We start from the raw sequence: 6,669 nt of genomic DNA, 5'->3' as shown, positions 1-6,669 counted from the left end.
TATTGCTAACAAGTCGTTTTGGTCACTTCACCAGACATTGAAAATCAAAAATTGTTTTTGATGCTCGATGCTGTGAGTGCCCACACAGATTGCTTGATTCAAATTGTTAAAGAGCGTTGCAACGTTTCGTCGCTGCGGGAGTGGCATTCTACTCAACCGCCTTCTCGAGTCAAGCCTTATTTTCAGAGGCTTTATCGAGGTACCGACCGGCTTGTTTGCGTTGCCGCTTGCCCTGTCGATGGAGGCGCATTATAGGGAGTTGAAACTTTCTGGCAAGCCCTCAACGGCAATAAAATTGCAAAAAACGGCACTTATTTAGTTATTCATATCCAACCACAGCTTTTGTACAAACTTATCCACAGAAAGGGCCTTCGATTGCTAGAATGGCCGAAAACAAGGAGGCCAAGATGGACCTGCGACTGAGACCTTACAAAGGAAAACACCCGCAACTGGGCAAACGAGTGTATGTGGATCCCTGTGCCACCCTGGTGGGGGATATCGAGCTCGGCGACGATGCCAGCATCTGGCCCCTGGTGGCGGCGCGCGGGGATGTGAACCACATCCGCATCGGCGCCCGCAGCAACATGCAGGATGGGACAGTGCTGCACCTGAGCCGCAGGAGTGCCAGCAATCCCGATGGCCATCCGCTGCTGATCGGTGATGATGTGACCGTGGGCCACAAGGCCATGCTGCACGGCTGCACCATAGGCAACCGGGTGCTGGTCGGCATGGGGGCCATCCTGCTGGATGGGGTGGTCGTGGAAGACGAGGTGATGATAGGTGCCGGCAGCCTGGTGCCGCCGGGCAAGCGACTCGAGTCCGGCTTCCTCTATATGGGCAATCCCGTCAAGCAGGCGCGGCCGCTCAAACCGGCAGAGCTCGCCTTTCTGAAGATCTCCGCCGATAACTACGTGCTGCTCAAGGACGAGTATCTGCAAGAGGCCTGAGGCAGACAGAGAACAGAAACAAGAAGCCCGGCATGATGCCGGGCTTCTCTGCTTATATAGCTAGCCAATCACTATGGTCAGGATCAGTGGGCCTGATCCCAGTTGTCACCGGTCCCGGCTTCCACTACCAGCGGCACATGCAGCTCGGCGGCGGCCGACATCTTCGCCTTGATGATGGCGACATACTCTGCCAGCTTCTCCTCGCGGATCTCGAACACCAGTTCATCGTGCACCTGCATCAGCATGTGGATGGAGTCATCGGTGATGCCACGGAGCCAGCCATCGACGCCGATCATGGCGCGCTTGATGATGTCGGCGGCCGTGCCCTGCATGGGGGCGTTGATCGCCGCCCGCTCGGCACCCTTGCGCAGACCGGCATTGCGGGACTTGATGTCCGGCAGGTAGAGGCGACGACCGAACAGGGTCTCGACATAGCCCTGCGCCTCCGCCTGCTGGCGGGTGCGCTCCATGTAGTCGAGCACGCCGGGATAGCGCTCGAAGTAGAGATCCATGTACTTCTGCGCCTCGGCGCGACCTATCCCCAGCTGCTTGGCGAGGCCGAAGGCGCTCATGCCATAGATCAGGCCGAAGTTGATCGCCTTGGCGCTGCGTCGCATGTCGGTGGTGACCGCATCCAGCGCCACCCCAAACACCTCGGCCGCGGTCGCCTTGTGGATGTCCTTGCCTTCGGCAAAGGCGGTCAGCAGCCCCTGGTCACCGGAGAGGTGCGCCATGATCCGCAGCTCGATCTGGGAATAGTCCGCCGCCACCAGCTTGTAGCCGGCGCTCGGGATGAAGGCCTGCCGGATGCGGCGCCCCTGCTCATTGCGCACCGGGATGTTCTGCAGGTTCGGATCGGTTGAGGAGAGCCGACCGGTCGCCGCCACCGCCTGATGATAGGAGGTGTGCACCCGCCCGGTCTGGGGCTTGATCATCAGTGGCAGCTTGTCGGTATAGGTGGACTTGAGCTTGGCCAGGCCGCGGTGCTCCATCAGCAGGCGCGGCAGATCGTAGTTCTCCGCCAGCTCGGCCAACACCTCTTCGGCGGTGGAGGGGGCGCCCTTGGGGGTCTTCTTGAGGATCGGCAACCCCAGCTTGACGAACAGGATCTCGCCGAGCTGCTTGGGTGAGGAGAGGTTGAACTCCTGCCCGGCCAGTTCGTGTGCCTGCCGTTCCAGCTCCGCCAGACGCACCTCTATTTCCTGGCTCTGCTGGTGCAGCAGCTTGGGATCTATGGTGGTACCCAGCAGCTCCATCCGTGCCAGCACGGGCAGCAGGGGCAGTTCGATCTCGGTGAATACCTTGGCCAATTCAGGCAGCTTGCTCAGCTCGCCCCAGAGGGTCTGATGCAGGCGCAGGGTGATGTCGGCATCTTCGGCCGCATAGGGCGCGGCCTGCTCCAGCTCGATCTGATTGAAGGTGAGCTGCTTGGCCCCCTTGCCGGCGATCTCCTCGAACGAGATGGTCTCGACGCCCAGATACTTCTTGGCCAGGGAGTCCATGTCGTGACGGCTGGCGGTGGAGTTGAGCACATAGGATTCGAGCATGGTGTCGAAGGCGATGCCCTGCAGGTCTATGCCGTGGTTGAGCAGCACGTTGCGATCATACTTGAGGTTCTGACCGACCTTGAGGCGGGCCGGATCTTCCAGCAGCGGCTTGAGCTTGCCCAGCACCAGGGCTTCGGTCAGCTGCACCGGCGCCCCCAGGTAGTCGTGGCCGAAGGGGACATAGGCCGCCTTGCCCGGCTCGATGGCAAAGGAGACGCCGACGACCCGCGCCTCCATATAGTCGAGACTGGTGGTCTCGGTGTCGAAAGCAAACAGCGGGGCGGCGTTCAGCCGAGCCAGCCAGTCGTCAAATTCGCCCTCGTCCAGGATGCAGCAATAATCGGTCTCGATGACGGCGGCGGCAGCCTGCTCCTCATCCGCAGCATCCTGACTCACACTGCCTGTACTGCCAGCACCTTCGTTATCGGACTCCAGCTCCTTGATCAGGTTGCGCAGTTCGTACTCGCGATAGACTTCCAGCAAGGACTCCTTGTCGATCGGGCCCAGTTGCAACTGCTCCAGCTCCTGCTCCAGCTCGACGTCGGTCTTGATGGTCGCCAGTTGGTAGGAGAGACGAACCTGCTCTTCCTGCTCGCGGAACTTGTCGGCAAACGCCTTGGAGCCACGGAAACCGAGGGCGGCCACCTTGTCCAGGTTGGCGGCGATCTGGTCTATGCTACCGATCCCCTGCAACAGCGCCTGCGCCGTCTTCTCGCCCACCCCGGTCATGCCGGGAATGTTGTCCACCTTGTCCCCCATCAGGGCCAGGTAGTCGATGATGAGCTCCGGCGGCACGCCAAACTTCTCGATCACCCCCTCCCGGTCTGTGGTCACGTCCTTCATGGTGTCGATCAGGGTGACGTGATCGGAGACCAACTGCGCCATGTCCTTGTCACCGGTGCTGATGAGCACCGGCAGCTGTTTCTCGGTCGCCTGGCGAGCCAGGGTGCCGATCACATCGTCGGCCTCGACCCCTTCGACCATCAAGAACGGGAAGCCCATCGCCTTGATCATCTGGTGGATGGGGGCGACCTGGCTGCGCAGATCGTCCGGCATGCTGGCACGGGTCGCCTTGTACTCCGGGTAGATGTCGTCGCGGAAGGTCTTGCCCTTGGCGTCGAATACCACGGCCACGTGGCAGTCGGGGTATTGTTTGCGCAGGCTGCGCATCATGTTGGCCATCACCCGGACGGCGCCGCTCGGCAAACCGGTCGATGTGCGCAGATCGGCCTGCTGGGAGGCGAAGAAAGCGCGGTAAAGATATGAAGAGCCGTCGACCAAGATAAGGGGATTGCTAGGGGCCATGAAATCGTCCTGCCAGGAATAAACAGCCGTTAGGATGCCACAGGGCCCGCATCACACCAAGGGGCGGGGATCCAGCCTCAGGCGGCCAGATGGAGGGTCGGCGCTGTGGATAACTCTGTGCTCAAAAATGGGACCTCGTTAGGCCCATTGTGATAAAGCTGTGCGTAAATTATAAAAACAACATATAAAACATAATGTTGAGATCACCAAAACCGATCATCTCAAAATTGAAATGATCTCGATCAATGTGGAAAAAGATTTAAGGGAGTCAATACGGCAGGATCCGAAACGAAACAATCCTAGCACAGCGAGATGACTTGACCAGCGGAGGGCCAGCGATAACCATACAAAAATACAACAATCTACCCTGGCTCACATTTTCAACAACGAGGAGTCTGCCATGAAAAAAGTGGCCGTGATTTTGAGTGGCTGCGGCGTCTTTGACGGCACCGAGATCCATGAGGCCGTCATCAGCCTGCTGGCGCTGGCCCGCCAAGGTGCCGTGACCCAGTGTTTCGCGCCCAACGTGCCGCAGTTGCATGTCATCAACCATCTGACCGGCGAGGTCAGCACCCAGGAGAGCCGCAACGTGCTGGTCGAGGCGGCCCGGATCGTGCGTGGCCAGATCCGGGACGTGGCCGAGCTGGATGCGGCCGACTATGACGCCCTGCTGCTGCCCGGTGGCTTCGGCGCCGCCAAGAACCTGTGCGACTTCGCAGTGCAAGGCGCCCACTGCCAGATCCAGCCGGATGTGCTCAGAGCGTGCCAGAGCTTTGCCGCCGCCCGCAAACCGGCGGCCTATATCTGCATCGCGCCGGCCATGATCCCGCTTATCTACGGGGCCGGCACCCTGGCCACCATAGGCACCGACGAGGCAACCGCCAATGCCATCGAGGCCATGGGTGGCAGCCACCTCAACTGCCCGGTCAACGAGTTCGTGGTGGATCAGGAGCGCAAGGTCATCTCGACCCCGGCCTATATGCTGGCAAACAACATAGTGGAAGCGGCCGATGGCATCGAGAAGACGGTCAAACAGTTGCTCGCGCTCTGATTTCCCCGGTTGCCATAAACAAACGGGCCGCTCATGGAGCGGCCCGTTTTCAATCTTGTCTGTCAGCGCAGGGATTAGATGGCTTCGCCCATCTGCTCCATCTTGCCAAGCAGGGCGCGCAGACGCTCTTGCCAGGCAACGTGCTCGTTGCGCAGCTGATGGTTCTCGTCTTGCAGCTTGCTGTTTTGCTCTTTCAGCTCGTCCAGCTCCATCTTCAGCAGGGAGATGTTGTCGACGGCGGATTGGACTTTGGATTCGAGTTGCTCAAGGACTTCTAGTGACATAGTTGCATACCTGTTTGTTCAATTGCGATGCCCTACAGCGGGCGATCAAGCGCGTGGAGCCAGCATACCCTGAGGGCATTGGCACAAACAAGCCGGTGCGTTGCAAAATGCGCCTTCCCTGCCGGTATTGTCTAAATATGCGTCGGTTTTTCTCGCAGGCCGCGGCGCCGCAGACGCAAGGCCGGCTCCAGGGCACGGCGGCGATACTCATGGCGCCGCCGGCCAGGGGGGTCGCTTGCTGCCGGCGTCATCCGTGCAGGGCGATAAATGCCCCCAGCAACAGGCAGGCGACTCCGTACATCAGCAAGCCGTAGAGCAGGTTCCAGCGCAACAGCAGCCCGGCGCTCAGGTTATAGCGCGACGCCAGCGCCAGATTGGAGCCGGACAGCGGACTGGTGCCGGTGGCCAGCCCCCACCCCAGCAGGAAACACATGCCGAGCAGGCTGGGATCCGGGGCCAGTGGCCACAGCAGGGGGGCCAATCCTGAGATGCTGATGAGCGGGTGCACACCTATGATGGCCACCAGGAAGATCAGCAGCAGGGTCAGGCAGGCCTCCAGCCAGCCGAAGTGATTGAACAGCGGCAGGCCGTGGCCACCGCCGACATCGATCACCGACAGCGCGCTGTTGATGCCCGCCGCCAGCAAGCCGGCCCCCAGGAACAACACCAGTTGGCCGCCGATGGCGGGGAAGCGTTCCACCACCTGCCGCTTGAGGGCCGCCCCCCGCCCGGCATGGGGCATGAACAGCAGCGCCAGCAGCGGCGCCACCAGCGCGATCACCGCCAGGATGCTGAGCTGGGGCCAGAGCCGGTTGATCAGCAAGACCAGCAGCGCCAGCGTCACCGGCAGCCCCAGGGTCTGCAGCCGCAGCGGGTAGCCCGCGAAATCCGCCACGCCGAGCCGCTCCACCTGCCAGGCCGTCAACCCCATCGCCAGCAAGGCGGCGACGATGCCAAACGGCAGTATGCTGGCGAGTTGCAGGCCGGGGGCATAAGTGAGCGCCACCGCCATGGCGACGAAGAAGGGGGACCAGAAGGCGGCCGCGCAGAAGATCCGGCTCAGCACCATCACCTGGCGCCGCTCCAGGGTGCCATTACGCTCCAGCCGGTCGCCGATGATGAACAGCACCGAGAGGTTGATGACGGCGCCGAGCAGATTGAGGCTGGCCATGGTGCTCCACAGCCCCTTGCGACCCGACCAGGAGCTGGTGCCAGTCAGCAGGCCGGAGGTAGCGAGGTTGAGGGTGCTGACGGCGGCAAACATGGTGAGCATGTTGATGTTGGGCAACAGCCAGTCGCCGGCGCTGAGACTGGCTCCGCGCCACCAGGAGAAGATCAGCAGCAAGAGCGCGGCACCATAGAGGGCCAGGGCCTGACGCCGTGCGGCGCCCACCAGCCAGGGCCAGGTGAGCAGGGAGGCGGCCCAGGCGGCGATGGCCGCCGGCCAGGGAGAGAAGCCCAGATAGAGATGCAGCAGGTTGAGCAGCCACATCCCCAGGATCAGATAGCCTGACCAGCGCTTGACCATGGTACCG

The 6,669-nt window shown here is 61.4% G+C and carries 5 protein-coding genes; 2 read left to right on the top strand and 3 right to left on the bottom strand.

Annotated features, from left to right (window positions below; translation table 11 throughout):
- Positions 1-407 precede the first annotated feature (407 nt).
- A complete protein-coding gene (locus tag AACW18_RS02510) occupies positions 408-947 on the top strand; it encodes a gamma carbonic anhydrase family protein (protein ID WP_218390067.1) in 540 nt (179 codons plus the stop codon).
- An 83-nt stretch (positions 948-1,030) separates the two neighbouring features.
- On the opposite strand, the gene polA is transcribed toward AACW18_RS02510, so the two are convergent.
- A complete protein-coding gene (gene polA / locus AACW18_RS02505; protein ID WP_218390066.1) occupies positions 1,031-3,799 on the bottom strand; it encodes a DNA polymerase I in 2,769 nt (922 codons plus the stop codon).
- Between the two features lie 400 nt (positions 3,800-4,199).
- Here polA and elbB point away from each other — a divergent pair, with 400 nt between their 5' ends.
- Complete coding sequence (elbB, locus tag AACW18_RS02500; RefSeq protein ID WP_218390065.1) at positions 4,200-4,850, top strand: isoprenoid biosynthesis glyoxalase ElbB; 651 nt, start codon at positions 4,200-4,202, stop codon at positions 4,848-4,850.
- A gap of 74 nt (positions 4,851-4,924) precedes the next feature.
- On the opposite strand, the gene AACW18_RS02495 is transcribed toward elbB, so the two are convergent.
- Positions 4,925-5,134 (bottom strand): cell division protein ZapB, encoded by a 210-nt coding sequence (locus AACW18_RS02495; protein ID WP_042655046.1) that lies wholly within the window; start codon positions 5,132-5,134, stop codon positions 4,925-4,927.
- A 247-nt stretch (positions 5,135-5,381) separates the two neighbouring features.
- Positions 5,382-6,662 carry a hypothetical protein gene (locus tag AACW18_RS02490; RefSeq protein ID WP_218330192.1) on the bottom strand — a complete coding sequence of 427 codons (1,281 nt, stop codon included), beginning with the start codon at positions 6,660-6,662 and terminating at the stop codon, positions 5,382-5,384.
- Positions 6,663-6,669 lie beyond the last annotated feature (7 nt).

Origin of the sequence: Aeromonas sp. sia0103 (assembly GCF_963895295.1) — a bacterium.
GTDB lineage: Bacteria > Pseudomonadota > Gammaproteobacteria > Enterobacterales > Aeromonadaceae > Aeromonas > Aeromonas encheleia.
Note: the sequence above shows the minus strand (reverse complement) of the source record. Positions and strands in the feature narration are given on the sequence as shown.